Source organism: Pantoea sp. 1B4 (assembly GCF_016925765.1).
In the GTDB taxonomy this organism is placed as follows: Bacteria; Pseudomonadota; Gammaproteobacteria; order Enterobacterales; family Enterobacteriaceae; genus Pantoea; species Pantoea agglomerans.
On sequence record NZ_JAEUWZ010000001.1, the window covers coordinates 2,482,666 to 2,506,052 of the forward strand.

Sequence of the window (23,387 nt, forward strand, 5' to 3'; positions counted from 1 at the left end):
GCGGCATTTCCTGTCAAAATCCTGCGGCATTCAGCAGGGAAATTTCTCTGCCAGCGCCTGACGAATCAGCGTGACAAAAACGTTAACGCCATGCGGGATCAGCGCATCGTTGAAGTCGTATGCAGCATGATGCAGCGGCTTGCAGGGTGCCGATCCCAGCCACAGATAGGCACCGGGCCGCGCCTGCAGCATAAAAGCAAAATCTTCTGAGGTAAGTGCGGGCTGGGGCGCGGCCTCAGCCGTAATGCCCGCCTGCGTCAGCGCCTGCAGGCAAAACTGCGCTTCAGCATTACTGTTCAGGGTCGCCGGGTAGTAGCGCAGATAGCTGACCTCTGCGTGCAAACCGTGGGCGGCGGTGATGTGCTCCGCCATCTGACGCAGTCGTGCTTCAATCGTCGCCTGCGCTGCCGGGCTGAAAGTGCGCACCGTGCCGGTGATGTTCGCCTCCGCCGGGATCATGTTGTGCGAAAAGCCGCCCTGCATCCGGGTGACGGTGAGCAGCGCCGTTTCGCACGGATCCAGGGCGCGCGAGACCAGAGTATTCAGCTGCACCACCAGCTCGCTGGTCGCCAGCAGAGTATCGCGCGTCAGATGCGGCTGCGCGGCATGACCGCCTCCGCCCAGTACCCGGATATCAAAACGGTCAGCCGCTGCCATGATCGCGCCAGGGCGGGTCTGTACCTGGCCGAGCGGCAGTTCAGGCCAGTTGTGGATGGCGTAGACCGCCTCACAGGGAAAACGGCTGAAGAGGCCATCGTCAATCATCGCCTTTGCGCCCGCCAGCCCCTCTTCGGCGGGCTGGAAGATAAAGCAGACGCTGCCATCAAAGCTGACGTCGCGCGCCAGTTTTTCTGCGGCTCCCAGCAGCATCACGGTGTGACCATCGTGGCCGCAGGCGTGGCTCACCTGCTCCGCGCGGCTTTGCCAGTCGGTGCCGCTCTGATCCTGCATCGGCAGCGCATCCATATCAGCCCGCAGGCCAATCATGCATTCACTGCTGCCCTTTTTCAGTATCCCGACCACGCCGGTTTTACCGATGCCGCGATGCACCTCAATGCCCAGCTGTTGCAGAAAGTTCGCCACGATGTCGCTGGTGCGCTGCTCCTGAAAGCCCAGTTCCGGGTGCGCATGCAGGTCGCGGCGCAATGCCACCAGATGTTCCATCTTAATATCCTCGCGAACGATCAATCTCACCGTACAGCGGCTCGCCACGCTGATGGCGCCGCAGGTTTTCCAGCAGTGCCGCAATGGCGCTCTCATTCTGCGTCTGGCTGGCGATGTGGGGTGTGAGCCAGATGGCGGGATGGTGCCAGAAGGGATGACCCGCCGGTAACGGCTCCGGGTCGGTCACATCTATCACGGCGGCACGGAGCTGACCGCTCTCCAGCGCCTGCAGCAGATCGTCCTGATTCAGCTGGGGGCCGCGCCCGGCCTGCACCAGCGCCGCACCCTGTGGTAGCTGATTAAACAGGGTTCGGTTAAGCAAACCCTGTGTGGTGTCAGTCAGCGGCAGCAGGCAGACCAGAATCTCGCTGTGCGCCAGAAACGCCCCGAGCTGATCGTCACCGTGCCAGCAGCGGACGCCGGGAATCTGGCGCGGTGTGCGGCTCCAGCCAGCGCAGTCAAAGCCCAGCGCCACCAGCTGTTGCAGTGCGGCCTGGCCCAGTTCGCCCAGCCCCATGACGCCTACCCGACGCTGCGCGGCAGGTAATACCGCGTGTGCCAGCCACTGCTGCTGGCGTTGCTGATGAAAATAGCGCGGCATGTCGCGATGCAGGCCGAGTACCGCGAAGGTGACATACTCCACCATGCCCTGGGTCAGGCCTGGCTCGATCATTCTGATCACCGGCAGGTCGGGCGGCAGCGCGCCAAGGTCAAACTGATCGGCCCCGGCACCCACGGAGAACAACAGTTTCAGCCGGGGGAAAAGCACTGTGATGTCAGCCGGTGGCTGCCAGGCGACCAGCGCCTCAACCTGCTCTGGATCGCCGGTCTCAGGCCAGATATGCAGCTGAATGTCAGGCGCATGCGCTGCCAGCCAGCGCTGCCAGATCCGGCCACGTTCCGGCTCCGATTTATAGACGATATGCATCAGGCCATCGCCTGCGTCATCAGTCCAAACGCCTGCATACCCTGCGGTGTCCAGGGCGTGCCGCGCACCATAGTCGCAGGCGCATCGACCTGAGGGATGCCGAGGCTCTGTAGCCAGGCGGCCATCGGCAGCGCGGCATCGGTGTCGATGCGGAGAAACTCCCCCCTGCAGCGTCTGCATCAATTTGGCGACCAGTGCCTGCGCTACCGCGAAGTCTCCCGCGATGATCGGGCCTATCGCCCAGCCGTGACCAAAGCGGCGCAGGCTGGCGAAGCCCTGAATTTGCTGATGATCATCCTGCAACAGCACCGTCTGGCAGTCGCGCAGCAGGTGGTCGAACAGTGCCGGACGAAGCATACCGTGCGCCTGCTGATCCAGCGTCACCAGTGTGGCGTGATCGGCCAGTGTTGCCGGACGCAGCTGCAGTCCCGCCGGGATCACGACGTCTGGAAGGGTGGTCACTTCGCGGGTCTGGTGCTGGCGAATCTCACCGCAACTGACAAACCCGAGTTTTTCATACAATCCTTTGCCCATTTCGGTGGCGTGCAAACGCACGTTATAGTCAGGCAATTTTTCCAGCTGCGCCAGCATCAGCTGTTTGCCCAGGCCACGCCCCTGCTGCTGGTTATCGACGATTACCAGTCCCAGCGTGGCGGCGCGCTCGCCCCAGCGCCAGAGCACCGCGCTCGCTATCAGCTTGCCCTGCTCTTCAATCACCGTACCCTCGCCCAGCTGCAGCGCCAGCGCCCAGTCTTCACGTCGGTGGGGCCATTTCAGTGCCTGCGTTAAGGTGAAACAGGGGTCGATATCGTCCGGCGTCATTGCGCGTATTTTCAGGCTCATTGCAGGTCTCCTTACATCATGCCTGGCGTTTCAAGTCCGCTGCCGTCAACCAGACGGCTGTAGCGATAAGGGGTGGGATCTACGACTGGCGTGGCTTCGGTCGCCAGATCGGCTGCCAGTCGTCCGGCACCCGGTCCGATACCGAAGCCATGGGCGCTGTAGCCCGCCGAGAGCACCAGCCCCGGCAGTTTCGCCACGGTGGAGATCACCGGAATCGCGTCCGGGGTGCTGTCAATCATGCCGCCCCAGGACTGCGCCAGCCGCAGGTTCGCCAGCGCCGGATATTCACGCCGCATCGCCGCCAGCCCCTCTTCCACGATCTTTGCATCGGCTGCCGGATCGAGTATGCGCATGCGCTCAAACGGCGACTCGCGGTCAAATGCCCAGCCACCCATCGCTTCCGGGCCATTGAAGAACGGCGACAGGCCAAGATTCAGGGTGAGATTCTTGCGGCGACTTTTAAAGGTCGGATAGAACTGGCGGGCATAGCGCAGCCCCTGCGCGCCAGGTTCCAGACGCCCGCGACCCGAGACGGAGACGGTGTAACTGCCGTCCATCTGTGGCCGACAGGCAAAGCCAGGTGTGTAGAGTGGCATGGCAATCGCCTGCTCAATGGGCTGCGTGCGGAAGGCGGTACCAATCACGTTGCCCAGCGGCAGATCGATACCGTGACGACGGCAAAACATGGAGGTCCAGGCCCCGGCGGCACAGATCACCCGACTGGTTTTGATCAGGCCGCGCTCGGTCCAGACGCCGCTGACCCGTCCGGCGGCGATATCCAGCCCGCGCACCGCGCATTGCTGAAACAGCAGCGCCCCTTTTTTCAGCGCGCCCGCCACCAGCCCGGGCGCGGCCAGCCGTGGTTCGGCGTGACCGTCGGTAGGCGCTGAGAGACCGCCCCGCCAGCTTGTGGTGCTGCCGGGCGTCATCGCTTTGGCCTGCTCCGCCGTGAGGATCGAACTGCGCACGCCATAGCCTTTTGCCATCTGGATCCACTTATCCCAGGCCGCGATGTCCGACTCTTCCTGCGTGGCGTAGACCAGCCCACTGCGGCGGAAACCCAGCTCTTCGCCGGTTTCATCGTTAAGCTCACCCCAGCGTTGCAGCGCATAAATAATCAGCGGCAATTCACGTTCATCACGGTTCTGCTGGCGACACCAGCCCCAGTTACGGCTCGACTGCTCCGCTCCTACCAGGCCTTTTTCGATTAGCACGACCTTCAGTCCCTGCTTCGCCAGCTCCCAGGTGGCGGCGGCTCCGGCGATACCGGCGCCAATCACCACTACATCGGCGGAATCAGGAAAATTCGCACTGTCCTGTACATAACGAATCGGTGCAGGCATAACAAGACTACCTCTGTTGTCAGTATCTGATCAGCGCAAAGCGATATCACCGCTGTGTGCTGACCCGCGCCGCCCGCGCATTACATCAGTGCTGTGCAGGCGGATTAATCAGGGTGCCCGTTGCTTCAGGCAACTCACTCTGCTTTTAAAATCTCTTCATGCTCATCCAGCCAGCCCTGACGCAACTCCGGCACCGCGCGTTTCAGCCGCTCGAAATACAATTCGCTGGTCGGCTTGTCGTAGTCGCTGCGCGCCAGCTGGGTGACGATGCGACCGCTCTTCATCACCACGATTTCATCACACACCGCGCGTACCGCATGCATGTCGTGGCTGATGAAGATCACCGAGAGTCCCAGTTCGCGCCGCAGTTCGCTGATTAAGTCGAGAACGGCGGCGGCAACCACTGTATCCAGCGCCGAGGTCACTTCATCACACAGAATCAGATCCGGCTCAGCCGCCAGTGCGCGCGCCAGATTGACGCGCTGCTTCTGCCCGCCGGAGAGCGCCCAGGGACGCCGCCACAGCACGCTGCGCGGGAGCTGCACCAGATCCAGCAGCTGATAAAGCCGCTGCTGTCGGGCCGCACCGTTCAGACCGTGAAACAGCGTCAACGGACGCGACAGGATGCGTTCAACGCTGTGGGCCGGGTTCAGCGCGGTGTCTGCCATCTGGAACACATACTGAATGCGGCGCAGCTCATTGTCAGGCCGTTTTTGCATATCGCCCGAGATGTAGTGGCCGTTAAACAGAATATGGCCGTGGCTTGGAGCGTTGAGTCCGGCAATGGCATGCGCCAGAGTGGTTTTGCCTGAGCCTGACTCACCAATGATGCCAATCGCCTGCCCTTTCCACAGCCTGAGGTTGATATCCTCCAGAATGCGTATTTTCGGGTAGCCATCGCTGCCGCGCGGACCATAACCTGCGCTGAGGTCGCGCACCTCAAGCAGCGGCTGAATATCGGCGGCAACCGGGCACCAGTTGCTGGGCCGCTCTTTCTGCCGTGCCGCCTCCATCAGTAAACGGGTGTACTCCGCCTGCGGTGCGCCGATCAGATGCGCGGTGCTGCCATACTCCGCCATTCTGCCGCGCAGCAGCACCAGTATCCGGTCTGCCATCTGCGCCACCACGGCTAAATCGTGACTGACGTAAATCGCCGTGACGCCGCGCTGCACCACCACGCGGCGAAACGCCTTCAGCACTTCCACCTGCGTGGTCACATCCAGCGCGGTAGTAGGTTCATCAAGGATTACCACGTCAGGATCGCCAATCAGCGCCATCGCCGTCATCAGACGCTGTAACTGACCACCCGACACCTGGTGCGGGAAGCGGTCGCCAATGGTCTCGGGGTTGGGCAGCGCCAGTTCGCGGAACAGCTCAATCGCTTTGGCTTTTGCCGCTTTGCGGGTCAGGGTGCCGTGGATAACCACCGGCTCAATCACCTGGTCGAGGATCTTCATGCCCGGATTAAACGACGCTGCCGCGCTCTGGGCGATATAAGCGACTTTGTTGCCGCGAAAGGCGCGCAGCTGCCCTGGCGTCAGGCTGTTAACGTCGGTGCCGGCAACGTGAATGTTGCCGTCGGCGATGCGGCAGCCGCTGCGGGCGTAACCCATCAGCGCCATCGCGATAGTGGTTTTACCTGAGCCGGATTCGCCAATCAGCGCCAGCACTTCGCCCTTCTGCACGGTAAAGTGAATGTCGGAAACCAGGTCGATCTCTTCGCCGCGATCGGTCTGCGCAGTGACGCGCAGTTTATCCACCGAAATCACCGGCATGGCGGTATGTGGTGTCACGTTCATGCTCCCTCCTTCGCCAGCGTCATCGGACGCATCGCCTGCAGGCTGTCAATAAACAGGTTGGCGCCAATGGTCAGGCTGGCAATCGCCAGCGCGGGCATCAGCACCGCAGGCGAGCCGTCAAACAGCCCCTGCATATTTTCACGCACCAGCGTGCCCCAGTCGGCGTAGGGCGGCTGAACACCCAGACCGAGGAAGCTAAGGCCGCTCAGCAGCAGCACGATGTAGACAAAGCGCAGACCAAAGTCAGTCAGCATCGGGTGCACCATATTGGGCAGGATATCGTGAATGGCGATATACCAGCGGCTTTCGCCCCGCAGCCGTGACGCCCGGACGTAATCCATGCTGCGCAGCGAGCTGGCCATGGCAAACGCGATACGAAATGCGCCCGGCCAGTAGGTGAAGACCGCCGTCAGGATCAGCATCGGCAGCGAGGAGCCAAATACCGCGACTATCATCAGCGACAGCACTTTGCCCGGCAGCACCAGCAGCGCGTCGTTGACGCGGCCCAGTACTTCCTCCAGCCAGCGCCCCGCCACCGCTGCCAGCAACGCCAGCAGCGTGCCGATCAGGCTGGCCAGCAGCGCCGCACTCAGCGCCAGACCGATAGAGAACTTCGCGCCATAGAGAATGCGGCTCAGCATGTCGCGCCCAAGGTAGTCGGTGCCCAGCAGGTTATCGGACGTCAGGCCGCCCATCAGCGGGCCGCCGCCGATGTCATCAATGCTGTGCGGGGCCAGCGGGGTGCCGAATACCGCCATCAGCAGCCAGAACAACGACATTATCAGACCCAGCCGTCCCGACCAGGAGAGCGACTGTAAGAAACGCCAGGGCAACGAGAGAATATTCATGCGCTTCTCCATTTCGGGTTAAAGGCGATAGTCAGAATGTCTGCCGCCAGCAGCAGGACCAGGTAGCAGGCGGCGAACAGCATCACGCAGAGCTGCACCACCGGCAGATCGCGATTACTGACCGCATCCACCAGCTGGCTGGCGAGACCGGGATAGCTGAAGATGGTTTCGATGATGATCACCCCGCCAAACAGATAGGAGAGGCTGAGTGAAATGGCATTGGCGATGGGGCCGACCGCGTTAGGCAGTGCGTGACGCAGTACCGCTCTCAGCGGTGAAACCCCTTTCAGCAGCGCCATCTCCAGATAAGGACTGTCGAGCTGGTTGATAATGGCTGCCCGCGTCATACGTGCCATCTGCGCCACCAGCACGCAGCAGAGAGTCAGCACCGGCAGCGCATAGGCTTTGAGGTAACTCAGCAGGTCGCTATCCGGGCTGCCAAACGACATCGCCGAGACCCAGTGCAGCTTGACGGCAAAAATCAGCACCGCCACCGTCGCCACCAGAAACTCCGGCACGGCAACCGTCGCCATGGTGCCGATGACCAGCGCCCGATCGAGCCGGGAACCGCGATTCATCGCCGCAATAATGCCGATAATCAGCGCCAGCGGCACGCAGATCAGCGTGGTGATACCCGCCAGTTCAAAGGTGGCGGGAATGCGCTGCGCCACCAGCTGCGAGACCGGCAAATGGCTGGCAAACGAGGTGCCAAAGTCGCCCTGCACCATGCCTGTCAGCCAGTGGAAGTAGCGCATCAGCAAAGGCTGATCGAGACCCAGCTGCTGCCGTAACGCCGCCACCGTTTCCGGCGTGGCGTTCTGGCCGAGGATCATCTGCGCTGCGTCGCCCGGCAGCAGGCTGGTGATGAAAAACACCACCGCCGAGACGATAAGCAAAGTCAGGATGCCGGCACCAATTCGCCGGGCAATCAGGAACAGCATGTATCGGTTCATCGGCGTACTCCTTCCTCAAATAACGTATCAGGCGCTCAGCCACGCAAATTCATGGAAGCGATAGCCCATCATCATGCCTGACGGCCAGGCCTCCACCCCTTTGACCTTTTTGTTGTAGCCATCTGTGGAGCTGATAAAGGTCGGGATAAGGGTGCCGCAGTGGTCATAAATCAACTTCTGCATGTCGCCATACATCTGCTTGCGTTTCGCCTGATCGCGCTCACCGCGTGCCGCGACCACCAGTTGATCAAACTGAGGATTTTTCCAGCCCGATTCGTTATTCGGTGCGGTAGAGAGATAAAACTGTGAGAAGAGCATGTCGAGCGTCGGACGCGGGTTTATCGAGCCATATCCCACCGGATCTTTCATCCAGTGCGAAGACCAGTAACCGTCATACGGCACACGTCGCACTTTGATGTTCAGCCCTGCCCCGCGCGCCATCTGCTGGATCATCTGACCGCCTTCATTTGCCCCTTCGATATTCGGCGTGGTGATGATCTCCACCGTGGAGCCCGCCATGCCCGCTTTTTTGATGTGGAACTTCGCTTTTTCAATGTCCAGCGCACGCGGTTTGAGATCGGCGTTATAGAGCGGATGCCACGGCGGCACCGGGGTGTCATTACTGACGTCGCCGTAACCCTGCAGCACCGTTTTCACCAGCATTTCACGTGGCTGCAGATATTTCATCGCCAGCACGAAATCTTCGTTGTTACCCGGCTTCACATCGGTGCGGATAATCAGGTTGGTGTACATGCCCGATTTACTCTCCAGCACGCCAAATTCGCTGCTGGCTTTGATGCGCTTGCAGTCGGCAGCGGTCAGCGTGGAGACCATCTGCAGATCGCCCGACATCAGGGCATTAACGCGCGCTGCGCCGTCGGTGACGCCAATCAGCTCTACCTCATCCAGATGTGGCAGACCAGGTTTGTAGTAGTTGGGGTTTTTGGTGCCGATGGTGCGCGTACCCGGCATAAATGTTTTGCAGACAAACGGACCGGTGCCGATGCCTTTGCTGAAATCTTTGGTGCCGTCCGGCACGATCAGAAACGGCGGTGTCGCCAGCATATAAGGGACGTCGAAGTTAGCGCTGCTCAGCTCCAGCTGCACCTCGTTATCATTGACCGCGCTGAAGGTTTTAAACTGATCGGCCAGCTTAAAGGCGATAGAGGCGATGGCCGGATCTTTGTGACGGCTGAGCGAGTAGATGACATCTTTGGCGGTCAGCGGTTTGCCATCATGGAAAGTGACCCCCCTTACGCAGTTTGATATGCCAGGTAATGCCGTCGCTGGATTCCAGCGATTCGGCCAGCGCCGGTTGCGCCATCAGGTTTTTATCCAGCTCGGTCAGGCCGCTGTAGAACATGAACTGGCGGGTGTAATCCGCACTGTTGTTACTTTTGGCCGGATCAAGTGTATCGGTGGCCGAGGCATTCGACATCGCCGCCCGCAGTTTACCGCCCCTGACCGGCTTGTCATCCGCCAGTGCCGCTCCTGAAAAAGTGATCAGGCCGCTGCTCATCACCGCACCGGCTGAGAGCATTTTCATCAGACTGCGACGTGAAAGTGAGCCTTCTGTGATCATGCGCGTCAGTGCCGGATTTACCGCATCAGCGTCGTTATTATCAAATTTACTCATCTCTGTACCCTCAATAGTCAGGCGAACCGGGGATCATGTTCTGGCGGTGCTGATAACCTGGCGGTCAGCACCCGACGGGACGTTATGAAAGGCGATCCTTTGCTTTGTAATAGAGTCCTGCGAGCGGTAAAAACCATGGCTTGCCGTGATAGCCGGGCAGCGCGGGCCATGTGTCGCGCTGCCAGGGATTTTCAGTGCGCTTTTCAGCCAGCAGACTGGCCATGACGCGTCCCATCCACACCGACATCTGGGTACCGTGACCGCTGTAGCCCAGCGAATAGAAGAGGCCATCCTGTTCACCCGCGTGCGGCAGACGGTCGGCCGTCATATCAACCATACCGCCCCAGCAGTAATCCACCTGCGACTGGCCAAGCTGTGGCAGCATCTGCGTCATCGCCCGGCGCAGGATCTCGCCGCTACGCGAATCTGACGTCGGGTTGCTGACGGCAAACCGCGCCCGCCCGCCAAACACCAAACGGCGATCGGCCGTGGTACGGAAGTAGTTGCCGATATTCAGTGAGGTGACGTAGGTGCGATCGTTTGGCAGCACCTGGCGCAGCAGCGCCGGGTCGAGCGCCTCCGTCACCACGATAAAGCTGCCAACCGGCACAATGCGGCGCTGAAACCAGGGAAAAGGGCCGACGTTGGAGCAGCCGGTCGCCATCAGCACTTTGTCCGCCAGAATGGTGCCCTGCGCGGTCTCTACCCGATGCTGATAACCCTTCAGGCGTGCTAACTTCGTCACGGCGTGGTGCGGGAAAATCTTCGCGCCGCTGCGGGCGGCGGCCTCAGCCAGCCCGACGCCGAACTTGCCCATGTGCATCTGACCGCCCCGTTTCTGCAGCAGGCCGCCGTGGAAGTTATCGCTGGCGATCTCGTCGCGTACCGCCGTTTTGTCGAGCAGTTCGATCTCCGGGTCAACGGTGCGGCGCATCAGTTCATACGCTTCCTGCAGCCCGGCCACATGCGACGCTTTGCTGGCGAGCTTGAGTTTGCCGCACAGCCGGAAGTCGCAGTCGATCGCTTCATCCTGGATCAGTTGCTGGACATAGCTCACCGCCTCATCAAACGCCCGGTAGAAGCGGCTGGCCTGCTCCAGACCCTGGCTCGCCACCAGCGAGGCGAAGTTCTGCGCCACACCGGTGTTGCAGTGGCCGCCGTTGCGCGCCGAGGCCTGACTCATCACGTCGCCACTCTCCAGCAGCACAACGCTGATGCCGCTGCGCGCCAGATTCAGGGCCGCTGAGATGCCGGTGAAGCCACCGCCAATCACCACCACGTCCGCCTGTGCGGGCAGCGGTTCGCGTGCGGCACCGGTAAAGGCCGGAGCGGTGGCCTGCCAGAACGATTCCAGTTTCATGGGGTGTTCCTCAGAGTCCGACGACGCCAGGCAGGCCGCCGATATCGTTGATTTCGGTGTACTGGTAATACGGATTCGCCGGTTCATGACCGCGATTGACCCAGACTTTGTTTTTGATGCCGAGATCGTGGGCAGTCATCAGGTCATAGCGGAAGCTGGAGGAGACGTGCAGGATCTCCTCCGGGCCGCAGCCGAGCTTATCCAGCATGTACTCGAAGCCCTTCATCTGTGGTTTGTAGGCCCCCGTCTCTTCTGCCGTGATAGCCATATAGATTGGCGCGCCCAGACGCGGTTCGTGATGCGGGATCAGGTCTTTCATCGAGTTGGTCAGCAGCACCAGCGGAAACTCCTTAGCCACCTTTGCCAGCCCGGCGGGCACGTCGGGATGCGGACCCCAGCTGGCGCAGTCGGTGTAGATAAAGTCGCTGTCGGCTTTGTCCCAACGGACGCCCCACTTTTTGCAGGTGCGCTGCAGGGCATTACTCACCACGTCGTAATAGGGTTTCCACGCGCCGAGTACCTCATCCAGCCGGTAACTGGAAAAGTCGGTAGTAAAGGCGTGCATTGCGTCCGGGTCGACGCGGTCGCTGAAACAGCGCTGCGCGGCACCCGCCATATCGAAGCGAATCAGCGTGCCGTAACAGTCAAACGTGATGAATTTCGGTTTAAACAGTGCCATGTAACACCCTCGTCATTGTCAGTTGCGCTTAGAAATCGATGAGTACACTCTTCTGGCGCTGGCAGGCCTGAAACGCCTGGCGGCCTAAATCTTTACCAATGCCGGAGCCGAGAAAGCCACCAGTCGGAATGATGAAGTCGCCGGAACGCCCATAGCGGTTGATCCAGACGGTGCCCGCGTCGATGGCGCGCATTGCCCGCAGCGCGCGCGGCAGACTCAGGGTGTGAACACCGGCGCAGAGGCCATAGGTGTCATGGGCGGCCATCGCCAGTCCCTGCTCTTCATCATCAAACGTCTGCACCGTCAGCACCGGACCAAAAATCTCCTGCTGGACCGCCGGGTTATCCTGCGTCACGTGACTCAGCAGCGTGGGCTGCCAGAACCAGCCGTCGTCGGTGTTGGCAAAACGCTCACCGCCCACCAGCACTTCTGCGCCCTGCGCTTTTGCCGCCTCAATAACCGAGCAGACTTTGTTGCCCTGTCGTTCGTCGATCAGCGGCGCGTAGCGGCTGCCCTCCTGCCAGGTGACACCCGGTTTAACCTCCCGGCAGAGTTGAGCCAGCCGCTCAACCAGCGGATCGGCAATGTTGCGCTGCACAATAAGACGGGTGCCCGCCACGCAGGCCTGACCGCCGTTGGCGGTGAAGCCGCGCAGAATCCGCTGGGCCAGCACCTCAAGGTCACCCGCGTCATCAAACACCAGTTGCGGACTTTTGCCGCCCAGCTCCAGCGTCACCGGCTTCATGCCGTTTTGCGCGGCATCGCTCATGATGCGCGCGCCGGTCAGGGTCGAGCCGGTAAACGAGACTTTGCGCACCAGCGGATGTTTTACCAGCGCGCTGCCGGTCACCGCGCCACTGCCTTGTACAATGTTCAGCACGCCCGCCGGTAAGCCCGCCTGAATGGCCAGTTCGGCCATGCGCACGGTAGAAAACGGGGTCAGTTCAGAGGGTTTAAGCACCACCGCATTGCCCGCCGCCAGCGCCGGTCCGCATTTCCACGACGCCATCGACAGCGGGAAATTCCACGGGGTAATCGCGGCGATAACGCCATAAGGTTCGGCAATCAGCATGCCCAGGCTGCTGTCGCGGGTGGGAAAGAGATCCCCGCTGTATTTGTCAGCGCATTCGGCATAGAAGCGAATCGCTTCGGCGGTAAAAGGAATTTCGTGCAGCACCACGTCATTGATCGGCCGGGTGGAGCCCAGCGCTTCCAGCTGTGCCAGCAGCGCGTCCTGCTCAATCAGATCGGCCCAGCGGCGCAGTACCCGTCCGCGTTCGCGCGGCGGACAACCGGACCAGCCGCTGCTTTTCAGCGCCTGATGCGCCACAGTCACGGCACGATCAACATCCTGCAGCGTGGCGTCCTGCAGCGTGGCATAAACCCTGCCATCCGAGGGACGTTTAACCTCAAAGGATGCGCCCTGGCTCTGGCAGTGCTGGCCGCCAATATAATGGCCAGTCGGGAGAGAAACTTTTTCCGGGTCGAAACTTAACATGGAAGAATTCCTTATTTGTTACACCCATCAGTTGCTGGTTTATTAGCGTTTAAAACTGCCGGTTTCTGCGCTGTTAATAAGCTAATGCAGAAAGTATGCCAGCCGGGCAAAAAATAAAAATGCGTTTAAAACAGCGCAAAAAAATTTTCTGCCGTATTGGCGGTAGATTTTTTTGTGGAATTGCCGAACAATTAAACAGATGATTTACTTCACAAAATTTATGCGCCCTGCTGGTGCAACCTGCACGGAAATTGCACCAAAGCGGATATTTCGGGTCAGGCGGCTCATTCCGGTTCACATGACCCGCCGATTTAACGACCCGCTTCACATCCCTGATAAATTCTTTAATTTTTTCAGAACAATTATTTGACGCCGGTAAGTTTTTACGGAGCCTCAGGCAAAAAAAAGCCAGCCGGATTATCCGGCTGGCTTTTTTCATTTTTAGTTACAGACTGCCAATGTGAAATGTTTTCTGTTCCAGATATTCATCAATTCCGTAGCGGGAACCTTCCCGGCCAATACCGGAGAGTTTCACGCCGCCAAACGGCGCGACCTCCAGGGAAATAGCGCCGGTATTAAAGCCGACCATGCCAAACTCCAGCGCCTCCGCTACCCGCCATGCGCGCCGGATGTTCTCGGTAAAGAAATAGGCACCCAGGCCGTAGGGCGTGTCATTTGCCATCGCGATTGCCTCCTCTTCATCGTCGAAGATAAACAGCGGCGCGACCGGACCAAACGTCTCTTCATGGGCGATGCGCATGGCGGCGGTGACCTCACCGAGCACCGTGGGCTGCACAAAGGTCCCGTTGCCCTGGCTGATGCCGCCGGTCAGCAGCGTTGCACCCTGACTGAGGGCATCGTCGATATGACCGTTCACTTTCTCCACCGCGCGGCTGTTGATCAAAGGGCCAATAGTGCTGTCGGGCGCAAAACCATCGCCCACTTTCAGAGTGGCGACCGCCTCCAGCAATCGGGCGGTGAAACGCGGATAGATACTTCGCTGCACCAGGATGCGGTTAGCGCAGACGCAGGTCTGCCCGGCGTTGCGGAACTTGCTGAGCATGACCCCCCGCGACGGCAATCTCAATATCGGCATCATCAAACACGATCAGCGGCGCGTTGCCGCCCAGCTCCAGACTCAGGCGCTTGATGCTGTCGGCGCTCTGTTGCATCAGCAACTGCCCGATGCGGGTTGAACCAGTAAAGGAGATTTTACGTACCGTGCGGCTTTCAGTCAGCGTCGCGCCAATCTCCGTGGGCAGGCCGGTCAGCACCTGCAGCACGCCGGACGGGAAGCCCGCGCGCTCTGCCAGTACCGCCAGTGCCAGCGCCGACAGCGGTGTTAACTCGGAAGGTTTAACAATAATCGGGCATCCGGCGGCCAGCGCGGGCGCCACCTTGCGGGTGATCATCGCAATCGGGAAGTTCCACGGCGTGATTGCGGCGGCAACGCCTACCGGCTGTTTCAGCACCAGGATGCGCCGGTCCTCGCTGGGCGCGGGAATGGTGTCGCCATAGATTCGGCGTGCCTCTTCCGCGAACCATTTCACGAAGCTGGCTCCATAGAGCACTTCGCCTCTGGCTTCCGCCAGCGGTTTGCCCTGCTCGGCGGTCATGATAATCGCCAGGTCGTCAGCGTGTTCAATAATCAGTTGATGCCACTTTTCCAGCAGCGCGGCACGGCTGGCATTGGTAGTTTTGCCCCAGCTGATGCGCACCGTTTCCGCATAAGCTATCGCCTGCCCGGTTTCTGCCCGACCCAGTGCCGGAATCGTCGCCAGGGTTTCGCCCGTGGCGGGATCGATAACCGGCAGCGTGGCGCCCTGATGCGCATCCTGCCAGCGTCCATTAAACAGCGCCTGCTGGCGCAGCAGATCGCTATCGTTAAGTTGTAGTCGCGACATATCATCCCCTTGTGGTCAGCTGATTCCACTTTATCGCGCCGGGTCAGCGCAGGATGTTGTTGTGCGGGGTGAGAAAGGTCGATAGGGGGAGATTTTCGCAATGATTTGAAATTTTATGCCGTGCGGAAACAGGCGCGCATCCGGGTGGATGCGCCGTGTGCTTAAATCTGGAAGTCGATAACCGGTTCGTCGTCATTGCTGTAAGAGAGCGCCTGACGCTTGATCTCTTCCAGCGACAGGTTGGCGTTGCAGAGTTCCAGGAACTGCCAGACGTAGTTGCGTTGCAGCTGGCCGCGCTTGAGGCCGAGCCATACGGTGCTGGCATCGAACAGATGGGTGGCATCGAGGCGTACCAGCTCTTCACTCTCTTCAGTTTCACACGCCTGATCGGCCAGTATCCCCACGCCTAAACCGAGTTTGACGTAGGTTTTCACCACATCGGAGTCCTGAGCGCTGAGCACGATATCTGGTTTTAAACCGGCCGTCTGAAACGCACGGTCAACCCGCGAACGTCCGGTGATACCCTGCCGGTAGGTGATCAGCGGATAGCGGCTGAGGGTGCTCAGTGAAACCGGCTGATTCTGCACCAGTTCATGCCCTTTCGGCACCAGTAAGGCGTGATGCCAGCTGAACCAGGGGAACGCCGCCAGGCTGCTGTTGTTGACCAGTAATTCACTGGCGATGCCAATGTCCGCCTCACCCGCCAGCAGCATGGTGACAATTTCCTGCGGCGAACCCTGATTAAGTTCAAGCCGGACGTTAGGATAGAGCTGACGAAACGCTTTGATGACTTTCGGCAGGCTGTAGCGCGCCTGAGTATGGGTAGTGGCTATGGTCAGGATGCCGCTGGTTTCATTGGTAAAGACATCGGCCAGACGTCGCACTTTGCCCGCTTCATCCAGGATACGCTCAGCGATGGTCAGCAGCGCTTTGCCCGGCTCGGTCATCCCCAGCAGGCGCTTGCCGCGACGGATAAAGATCTCAACCCCGAGTTCATCTTCCAGGTCACGAATGTGCCGACTTACTCCCGACTGGGAGGTAAACAGCGTATTAGCGACTTCCGTTAAGTTAAACTCACAGCGGGCCGCCTCGCGGATGATTTTAAGCTGCTGGAAATTCACGGTATTTACCTCCCTTTACATAATCTGATTATCTGATGGTAAGAACTATTATTGATAACCGGAAATACTAAAAAATTCGGATTTATGACTTTAGGGAATAACGGGGTGGGTTTTGGGGGGGGGCAGAGAGGTTTGAGATGGGCGGCCGGACTTCAGAATTTGACTGAAACCCGGCCTGGGGGAGAGGCTATTTTACAGAAGGCGATAGATTACGCATTCTGGCGCTCTCTGCTTTCATCTCTTCATAGCTTGCTTCCAGGATCCACAGACAGGTCGCACCCTGGTCAGTTGCCAGTAGCGCCAGACGGGTTTGTTGATAAAAATCCTCTATAAAGGCTGTAGGTTGCTCAGCCGGAACGCTGCAGACAATGTCTGTACCTGCCATATGGGGCCAGGATCTGGCGTCAATAACCCGGAGCGTCTCCAGCACGCCCGGGGTATTCTTTGCTAACGCCGAGGCAAGGGCATCCTCCATCCGGGTTGCCTGCTGAACATCAGCCGTAGCTGCCAGTTGGGGCACTTTTGCAAGCCAGGCTTGCTCTCCTGACGCGATGCCCTTCAGCGAATTTTCCCAGTCGGATGTATTCGCTCCAGCCCAGACCGCGAAGGGCATAAGGCCAATCAATATCAGATATTTCATCGGACCACCTCCAGCGTCCCGCAGCACGCGTCGCCGGGTTGCAAGTGACATAATGATGCAGCCTTCTGAGGCGAAGCCCGCTGGCTTATTGACCCTTTCGCCATGAATGCGAAATGCCGAACGGCCAAAAGACTCTCCGGAAGTCTGCACCAGAATAATGGTCAGGGGTCCTTTTGATGTGGAGTGCCCTGCAATTCTGTACGTTCCCTGAGGAAGGGGCCCCATCCCTCTTACATGCTGGCGATCGGGATTATTTTTGTTAGTCAGACTACCTGAGTAGCCGGCCTCAATAAATTCACTGTTGTGGTATAAGTGACCCGTGCTTTGCTCATATGTCCATGTCATCGTTATATTCCTTTATGCTGTCACTCGATCATTCCAGCTGTCCGAGTGGACGATATTTCCGTCTGCATATCGCCAGGTAATTTTTTCGTAAATCAGCTCTACAGTTTCCAGATGATCCCGCGCCTCACCATAGCGGGATTTAACGTCATACATCATCGGGCCCACACAGATAACGGTTACGCCTTCCATCAAAGTATTGAAATATTCCACCTCCTGCCCCGCGTCATTTATCCGGTAAAATCTTATTTCCGCTGAGCAAAGCTTTTGACCTGAGGTCACAGCCCTGTAAAGGCAGGGACTGGACTTATCGATCTCTTTATCAAAACTGTAAGAAGCGTGTTCGCGGACAGCGGTTGTTTTACCCGTCACGTTGTCTGTGGAGAGCATGACGCCGTGATTCAGGCCGAGGACTTCAATAGCGCCTTCACGACCTGCCACGTCGACTGATCCGACAATAATGTTGTTACCGTCATCTTTAAGCCAGAGATAAGCTGGAATAGCCATCGTTTTAAACTCCATTTTAAAAAGAGAAAGCCAGCCTGTTTTCTGCTGACAGGCCCACTGCTTTCACAGCCTGATTAAACTATCTTCCGGCAAACATCAGATCAATTTTCATACAGCGTGAAATCAACCTGATTGAAGTTTTATTGTTTCAGATATAGAGATCGCGGAATAACCCGGTATCAGAGAAAAAAAACGTGCCCAAAAGCTATTCAGAATAATTTAAAAGTCGCATCAGCAATTCTTCACGCCAACATGGATTTATCATTCGTGCTATGAAGTTCACATTGTGTCGAAATGGAAAGATAGAACCTCTTCCTGTCCAGCCAGTAAACAGCTCTGTGCAGCAAATAAATACAGAAATTACAGACGAAGGTTTACCAGAGGCGTCCGCAGCGCTGAGGAACAACCGGAGGCAAGGATGAGCCGACAGGACGTCGGCGAAAGGACGGTACGAGCCAGGGGATGGCGAGTCCGGACGGTCCGTCGGCCGCAGGGCGTGACGAAGGTACCCCGCACAGCGGGGCGCGCAGGCAGCCGGACGCCGGGATTGTTAAGGGGCGGGCGTAAACCGCTCAGTGCTAACGCGCGGCTAAGTGACCTGAAACTCCCATACGCCTGGCGGGCGAAACCCGCTCAGTGCAGCCCGCTGCAAAGCGAAACCGGCTGGTTGCCAGCCCGCTGCAAGCGCCCTCTTAACTCACTAACATTAACTCCCGCTCCTCACTCAGCGGCTTATTCAGCAGCGACAGCAGAATGTTCTTCACTGCCTGCGCTGAAGGTGACAGCGGCAACCGGGCGGAGACGTTCAGTGACAGCGGCAGACTCAATGACGGGCTGTTGATGCGTGACATCCAGGCATCGGTGGATCCCACCAGCGAACGGGCGGCGGACTCAGGTAATACGGTCACGCCCATGCCGCTGGAAATGGCTGCGGTCAGGGTTGAAATCGATTCGATCTCACCGATGATGCGTGCACTCAGCCGACGCAGCGAAAAGGCCTCATCGACCCGCTTGCGCACTGCGCTGTAATCGCGCGGTAAAAACAGACTCATCTGCGCCACATCGGCCAGATCGACGCTGGCTCCCGGGTAATCGGTGGCGCCTACCAGAAACAGATCCTCTTTCATCAGCGGCATGCTGGTGATCCCGGCAGTGGGCGCGCGATCGTACAGCACCGCCATATCCAGCTGACCGTTCATCACTTTCTCATTCAGCACGCTGCCGCTATTTTCGTGCAGGTAAACCAGCACTTCCGGAAATTGATCGCGCACGGTCTGTAACAGCGGCATGGTCAGCGATGAAGCCGCTGTCCCTGGGGCCAGCCCAATCGATACCTGTCCACTCAGCACCTGACCGGCGTTAATTACCGCAGTCTGGGCCTGCTCACACTGGCGCAGAATGGTGCGCGCATGACCATAGAGAATCTTACCCGCCTCAGTTGGCGTAACGCCGCGCTTGGTACGAATCAGCAACTGCTGATCAAGTTCATTTTCCAGCGTCGCGACCTGCTGACTGAGTGCAGGCTGGGCGATGTGCAACACTTCTGCTGCCTGCGTCAGACTGCCGATATCGACGATTTTCACAAAGTACTTCAGTCGTCTTAAATTCATCTTGCCTCCGTCACTCACCCCGAATAGCGAAATGGGTCTGATCCCATCGCCCTGATAACAGAGATTTTGCAAGATGCAGGCCAGGTTTAAAAAATTCAGGCCATCAGGCAGCCAGATTTTTCCTAACGGCCCGGAAAATAAGCGTTTCTGATTACCTCTTATGGGTTAATAAGGATCAGGAATGGCTGAGAAGAGAGAGTAAAGCCGTCAGGCGCACTGTGACAGTGCAGACGCTGCGAGTCAGACGTGCAGAAAAGTGATGACAGGTTGTACAGTTTGAGTGCAGTGGAAACGCATTGCACCTGATGAAGGCTGGCAGGGCCTGAACAGAGGAGTAAAAAACAGGGAGTGAATGTAACCGCTATCAGCAGGATTTCTTATCACTGACGAATGCCGGATGATAAAAAGCAACCGTTGCCCTCTCCCGCATCCGGAAGAAGGCAACGCCTGCTGATTAACGTTTTTTGCGGTTACGGTGCATGTCGATAGAGACCGCAGCCACAATAATCATCCCTTTGATGATGTCCTGAATGTACGCATCGACACCAACGAAGGTGAATCCGCTTTTAATCAGGCCAAGGATCACTGCGCCAATCAATGTACCGGTGATACGGCCCACGCCACCCATCAGGCTGCTGCCACCGATAACGGCTGCAGCAATGGCATCCAGCTCGTACGACATCCCCATGCTCGACTGACCGCTGCTGACGCGCGCCGCCAGTACTACACCCGCCAGGCCAGAGAGCGCGCCTGCAATGGTGTAGACGATAATCAGATACTTATTAACGTTGATACCGGAGACTTTCGCCGAGGTCATGTTGCCGCCGATGGCGTAAACATATTTACCGTAGCGGGTATGCTTCAGGGCGATATGGAACAGCAGCGCCACCACCAGGAAAATGACTACCGGCATGGCACCCTGTCCGATTGAGGTGAAGCCATCGGAAAGGAAGCTGATCGGATTGCCCTGGGTGTAATACTGCGCCAGACCACGTGCCGACACCATCATGCCCAGCGTGGCAATAAAGGGCGGAATGCCGGTGCGGGTAATCAGTACACCATTGACCACGCCCGCCAGCAAACCGACGCCGATACCGGCCGCAATAGGGATCACCGCAGGCATATTCACCAGCGACGGATACATTGGCGACAGGCTGTCAGAGGTCTGCGCCAGGCTCGCGGCCACCACCGCCGCCAGGGCAATAATGGATCCGGAGGAGAGATCGATACCGGTGGTGATGATGACCTGAGTCACGCCGACGGCGATAATCCCGATAATCGCCACCTGCAATACAATCAGGATCAGACGGTTGGTGTTGAGCAGGAAAGACTGGTCACGCACGTACCAGCCGAACATTTCAAAAATTAACGCAATCCCCACCATCACCACGAAAATGCCGGTATCTTTCGGCAATTTATGACGCAGGCTGGCAAAAAAAGAGGGTTGCTGCGGGGCTGCCGGGGTGGCAGTAGCTTTCATATTGCTCATAGTGGTCTCGCGCCTCACTCGGATGCCAACGACAGAATGGTTTCCTGATCGGCTTCTTCTTTATCGAGGATGCCGGTTATACGCCCGCCGTGCATGACCATTACCCGGTCGCTCATGCCAAGAATTTCCGGCAGTTCAGAGGAGACCATGATGATAGCCACGCCACGGTTGGCAAGTTCACTGATTAAGCGGTAAATCTCCGCTTTCGCCCCGACGTCAATGCCGCGCGTCGGTTCGTCCAGAATCAGAATCTTCGGTTGCGCCAGCAGCCAGCGGGCAATCAGGACTTTCTGCTGATTACCGCCGCTGAGGTTATTGATGATTTGATCCATGGTTGGCGTTTTAATGTTGAGACGACGGATTTGATCCATGCAGTCCTGCGCCATCTTCACATGGCTGACAAACCCGCTTTTACCGCTGTACTCCGGCATGTTAACGATGCTCATGTTCTCCATTACCGATAGCACCAGAAACAGGCCGGACTTTTTACGGTCTTCGGTGAGGAACGCCATGCCCTTTTCAATCGCGGTTGAGGGTGAGTCGATCGTCACCGGCACGCCATCAATCAGGATCTCGCCGCTGTCGAAGCTCTCCATGCCGAACAGGCTCTCCATCACCTCGCTGCGACCCGCACCCACCAGTCCGGCGACGCCGAGGATCTCCCCCCGGCGCACACTGAAACTGACGTCGGTGAAACGATCTTTGCAGGTGAGATTGCGCACCGTCAGCACCTCTTCACCAATTGCGCTGTTGAATTTCGGGAACAGCTGGGTCAGTTCGCGTCCCACCATCTGGGTAATCAGCGACTGACGGGTATATTTCGACGTCTGATCGCTGGCGATCCAACTGCCGTCACGGAAGATACTGACTTCGTCGGTGATGGTGAAAATTTCATCCATCTTATGGCTGATGTAGATGATCGCTTTGCCCTGCTCCCGCAGGTCACGAATGATGGTAAACAGATGCGCCACTTCGGTTTCTGTCAGCGCGGAGGTGGGCTCATCCATAATCACGATATCTGAATCCCATGACACTGCTTTGGCAATCTCAACCATCTGCTGTGACGCGATGCTAAGCTCGCCCACCATCCGATCGGCTTTCAGACGGATATTGAGGCGGTTGAGCAGTTCCTGCGTCATCTGATTAAGCCGGGCGTGATCGACAAAGCCAAATCTCATCGGCTCGCGACCCAGCCAGATATTCTCGGCGACGGTCATGTAAGGCACCAGGTTGAGTTCCTGGTGGATCATTGAAATGCCGGAACGCAACGCGTCCATGGTGTCCTGAAACTGCACCGGCTCCCCTTTAATTTTGATGGTGCCCTGATCGGGACGATACATCCCGATCAGGCACTTCATTAAAGTGGATTTGCCCGCGCCATTTTCGCCCATCAAGGCATGTACCGTTCCCGGACGCACCCGCAACGAGACGTTGTCGAGGGCTTTAACGCCGGGGAAGAACTTGCTGATGCCTTCGGCTTCAAGCGCAAAAGCGTTCATACATCACCTCCGTACAGCTGGGTCGGGAACGACTATTTCAGGTTACGCTTGGTAAACTGTTCCATGTTTTCTTTAGTAATCAACTGGTAGGGGATATTGATGACTTTCTGAACTTTCTCGCCATTCACCAGTTTGATTGCCGTCTGCACCGCACCTTCACCCTGGCCCTGCGCATCCTGGAATACCGTGGCGACCATCTTGCCCTGCTTCAGCATCTGCAGCGCATCGGGTGTGCCATCGACGCCAGCGATCAGGATTTTGTCCGGATTTTTACCCAGTGCCTGCAGCGCACCGATCGCCATTTCATCGTTGTTAGAAGCGATGGCATTGATCTCATCACCGGCGGTCATCCAGTTACTGACTACGTCTACCGCATCGTTACGGGTAAATTTGGCGGTCTGTTTCTGAACAATTTTGATGCCAGGGAATTTAGCCGCAACCTCTTCCACACCTTTGGTACGGTCACGGGTCGCTTCATTCGCCAGGTCACCCATCAGGATGGCAACATTGCCTTTGCCGTTCATCGCTTTAGCCAGCGCTTCCATCTGTAAGCGTCCGGCCAGTTCCGAATCTGACCCGACATAGGCCATTTTGCCGGTCAGCTCAGCCTGTGGACGGCGGTTGACAAAGATCAGCGGGATACCCGCTTTGCTCGCCTGGTCCATAATCGGTTTCACCGCATTGGTATCGACCGGGTTGACGATCAGCGCATCAACCCCCTGACCGATAAAGTTCTGAACCTGCTGCAGCTGCTGTGAAACGTCGCCTTTTGCATCCTCAACCTGCCCTTTAACGCCATCTTTCTGCATCTCTTTCTGCATTGAGGTACGCAGAATGGTGAGGAAGTTGTCATCAAACAGCGCCATGGAGACGCCAACTGAGATATCTTTTGCCATAACCGCGGCAGGTAACATGCAGGCTAACAGTGAGGCGACAATCGTTTTTTTTAATGTTCATAGGGACCCTTCTTATTTGTTAACTTGCTCAGCGGCTGTGACCGCGAATGAAAAATATCTTTTACATTCACCCAGCCTGTCTGGCGTCTGTTTCGGGAAATTTGAGGTAAGACTTCAGGTTCTGACTATTTTTGTGATCGACCACTCCTTTTCACAATCACTTGATCTGCAAACAGTTAACTTCAAAATAGCGTTTCACTTTCAGACGATAATGACGACCGTGATGATAAGCAGTTTATTTATTCCATATAATCACTTTTTGAAATTT

At 57.8% G+C, this 23,387-nt stretch carries 16 protein-coding genes and 4 pseudogenes; all 20 read right to left on the reverse strand.

Annotated features, from left to right (window positions below):
* Positions 1-30: 30 nt before the first annotated feature.
* Positions 31-1,164 (reverse strand): M20 aminoacylase family protein, encoded by a 1,134-nt coding sequence (locus JNO11_RS12130; protein ID WP_129062985.1) that lies wholly within the window; start codon positions 1,162-1,164, stop codon positions 31-33.
* A gap of 1 nt (position 1,165) precedes the next feature.
* On the reverse strand, positions 1,166-2,092 hold the full coding sequence (locus tag JNO11_RS12135) for a glyoxylate/hydroxypyruvate reductase A (protein ID WP_129062986.1): 927 nt from the start codon (positions 2,090-2,092) through the stop codon (positions 1,166-1,168).
* Positions 2,092-2,935 (reverse strand): annotated as a pseudogene (locus JNO11_RS12140) (GNAT family N-acetyltransferase). The gene JNO11_RS12135 and the pseudogene JNO11_RS12140 overlap by 1 nt, the downstream one beginning before the upstream one ends.
* Positions 2,936-2,946: 11 nt before the next feature.
* Positions 2,947-4,278 carry an FAD-binding oxidoreductase gene (locus JNO11_RS12145; protein WP_325177343.1) on the reverse strand — a complete coding sequence of 444 codons (1,332 nt, stop codon included), beginning with the start codon at positions 4,276-4,278 and terminating at the stop codon, positions 2,947-2,949.
* A 134-nt stretch (positions 4,279-4,412) separates the two neighbouring features.
* Positions 4,413-6,077, reverse strand: a complete 1,665-nt coding sequence (locus JNO11_RS12150) for an ABC transporter ATP-binding protein (protein WP_033772136.1) — start codon at positions 6,075-6,077, stop codon at positions 4,413-4,415.
* Positions 6,074-6,925: an ABC transporter permease gene (locus tag JNO11_RS12155; RefSeq protein WP_010247873.1), complete on the reverse strand. Its 852-nt coding sequence runs from the start codon at positions 6,923-6,925 to the stop codon at positions 6,074-6,076. Before JNO11_RS12155 ends, JNO11_RS12150 begins: the two co-directional genes overlap by 4 nt.
* Positions 6,922-7,878, reverse strand: coding sequence for an ABC transporter permease (locus JNO11_RS12160; protein WP_010247875.1), 957 nt, complete (start codon positions 7,876-7,878; stop codon positions 6,922-6,924). The genes JNO11_RS12155 and JNO11_RS12160 overlap by 4 nt, the downstream gene beginning before the upstream one ends.
* A 27-nt stretch (positions 7,879-7,905) precedes the next feature.
* Positions 7,906-9,514: pseudogene (locus tag JNO11_RS12165) on the reverse strand (ABC transporter substrate-binding protein).
* Positions 9,515-9,596: 82 nt separating this feature from the next.
* Complete coding sequence (locus tag JNO11_RS12170; protein WP_129062990.1) at positions 9,597-10,874, reverse strand: FAD-binding oxidoreductase; 1,278 nt, start codon at positions 10,872-10,874, stop codon at positions 9,597-9,599.
* A 10-nt stretch (positions 10,875-10,884) separates the two neighbouring features.
* Positions 10,885-11,553, reverse strand: a complete 669-nt coding sequence (locus JNO11_RS12175) for a haloacid dehalogenase type II (protein ID WP_010247881.1) — start codon at positions 11,551-11,553, stop codon at positions 10,885-10,887.
* Positions 11,554-11,581: 28 nt separating this feature from the next.
* On the reverse strand, positions 11,582-13,051 hold the full coding sequence (locus JNO11_RS12180) for an aldehyde dehydrogenase family protein (RefSeq protein WP_325177344.1): 1,470 nt from the start codon (positions 13,049-13,051) through the stop codon (positions 11,582-11,584).
* Between the two features lie 445 nt (positions 13,052-13,496).
* A pseudogene (locus JNO11_RS12185) lies at positions 13,497-14,955 on the reverse strand (NAD-dependent succinate-semialdehyde dehydrogenase).
* A 161-nt stretch (positions 14,956-15,116) separates the two neighbouring features.
* Positions 15,117-16,076: an HTH-type transcriptional regulator Cbl gene (cbl, locus tag JNO11_RS12190; protein WP_010247887.1), complete on the reverse strand. Its 960-nt coding sequence runs from the start codon at positions 16,074-16,076 to the stop codon at positions 15,117-15,119.
* Between the two features lie 187 nt (positions 16,077-16,263).
* Positions 16,264-16,716, reverse strand: a complete 453-nt coding sequence (locus tag JNO11_RS24815; RefSeq protein ID WP_167423409.1) for a hypothetical protein — start codon at positions 16,714-16,716, stop codon at positions 16,264-16,266.
* A pseudogene (locus JNO11_RS12195) lies at positions 16,705-17,061 on the reverse strand (tlde1 domain-containing protein); the annotation flags it as partial. The pseudogene JNO11_RS12195 and the gene JNO11_RS24815, both read right to left, overlap by 12 nt.
* 12 nt (positions 17,062-17,073) lie before the next feature.
* Positions 17,074-17,565 (reverse strand): type VI secretion system tube protein TssD, encoded by a 492-nt coding sequence (gene tssD, locus JNO11_RS12200; RefSeq protein ID WP_010670916.1) that lies wholly within the window; start codon positions 17,563-17,565, stop codon positions 17,074-17,076.
* A 692-nt stretch (positions 17,566-18,257) separates the two neighbouring features.
* Positions 18,258-19,175 carry a nitrogen assimilation transcriptional regulator NAC gene (nac, locus tag JNO11_RS12205; protein ID WP_010247899.1) on the reverse strand — a complete coding sequence of 306 codons (918 nt, stop codon included), beginning with the start codon at positions 19,173-19,175 and terminating at the stop codon, positions 18,258-18,260.
* A 454-nt stretch (positions 19,176-19,629) separates the two neighbouring features.
* On the reverse strand, positions 19,630-20,655 hold the full coding sequence (locus tag JNO11_RS12210) for an ABC transporter permease (RefSeq protein ID WP_174819610.1): 1,026 nt from the start codon (positions 20,653-20,655) through the stop codon (positions 19,630-19,632).
* 23 nt (positions 20,656-20,678) lie between these two features.
* On the reverse strand, positions 20,679-22,163 hold the full coding sequence (locus JNO11_RS12215; protein WP_010247905.1) for a sugar ABC transporter ATP-binding protein: 1,485 nt from the start codon (positions 22,161-22,163) through the stop codon (positions 20,679-20,681).
* Between the two features lie 32 nt (positions 22,164-22,195).
* Positions 22,196-23,077, reverse strand: a complete 882-nt coding sequence (locus tag JNO11_RS12220) for a sugar ABC transporter substrate-binding protein (protein ID WP_325177345.1) — start codon at positions 23,075-23,077, stop codon at positions 22,196-22,198.
* Positions 23,078-23,387: the final 310 nt, after the last annotated feature.